Origin of the sequence: Halalkalibacter sp. AB-rgal2 (assembly GCF_041821005.1) — a bacterium.
Lineage (GTDB): Bacteria > Bacillota > Bacilli > Bacillales > Bacillaceae_D > Halalkalibacter.
Genome location: NZ_JBGUAV010000065.1, coordinates 1 through 1058 on the forward strand (window position 1 = coordinate 1; position 1058 = coordinate 1058).

Here is a 1058-nt window from a genome sequence, read left to right on the forward strand (position 1 = left end):
AAGACGAATTGTAATATTAAGTGCGACACCTAAAAAGAAAAACAAAAAGCCCATGAATCTTCGTGTAAAATGAAGTTACCACACAACCCTTACACGGAGGTTTATCATGAGCTATTCCCATCTTACCACGTTTGAACGTGGACGACTAGAAGCCCTTCAAAAACTAGGTTGGTCTACTAGGCAAATGGCGAAAGAACTCAATCGTCATCATTCGACTATTGCTCGAGAATTGAAACGAAACAGCACAAAAGAATACGCTAGTGAAGTGGCTCAACAAATGTACGTGGAGCGTCGCAAAGACTGTAAACCAAAGGGGAAATGGTCTGCTTATCTAGCCGAGATTATTGAAGAGAAACTTCAATTAACATGGTCTCCAGAACAGATTATTGGCCGCCTACCTGAACTAAATCTTTCGTTTAAAACTATTTATCGTTGGCTCTATCAAGGTTTATTAAATAAGTCGGATCTCACTGTGCTTCGCCACAAAGGTAAACGTCAAAAACCTGTTGAAACTAGGGGACGATTCAACATTGGAACCTCGATTAATCAGCGTCCAAAAGAAGTAAAGAAAAGAACGACATTCGGTCACTGGGAGCTTGATACAATCGTTTCAAGTCGTGGAAAAAGCAAAGGGTGTTTAGCTACCTTCGCAGAGCGAAAAACACGGATGTATCTTGCAGTAAAGATGAAAAATCGAAGTTCTTCATCCATGGAAACGGCTATCCTAAGTATGGTTGATAAGTATCCCTTAGGTGTTTTCAAGACTTCAACGGTTGACCGTGGAAAAGAATTTGCGTGCTATTCAAGTATTGAAGAACAGGTGGATATGCTGGTTTATTTTGCTGATCCATATGCTTCCTGGCAGCGTGGAACAAACGAGAATGCCAATGGTCTTTTACGCGAATTTTTCCCAAAAAAGACGGATCTATCTCTCATTACTGAAGAAGAACTAGAGTTAGCCTTATATTTAATTAATCATCGACCAAGGAAATGTCTTGGCTGGAAAACTTCACACGAAGCATTTTGGGAAGAAGTGTCGCAGTTAGATTGACAAACCG

Annotated in this window: 1 protein-coding gene; it reads left to right on the forward strand. The window is 40.4% G+C overall.

Going from position 1 to position 1058, the window contains the following annotated elements; all coding sequences use genetic code 11:
• Positions 1–106: 106 nt before the first annotated feature.
• Entirely contained in the window at positions 107–1051 is a 945-nt protein-coding gene (locus ACERJO_RS20940; protein WP_247107613.1) for an IS30 family transposase, read from the forward strand.
• Positions 1052–1058: the final 7 nt, after the last annotated feature.

Coding starts and splice junctions, on each gene's coding strand:
- ACERJO_RS20940 (WP_247107613.1), top strand. CDS start 107: ATGAGCTATTCCCATCTTACCACGTTTGAACGTGGACGACTAGAAGCC.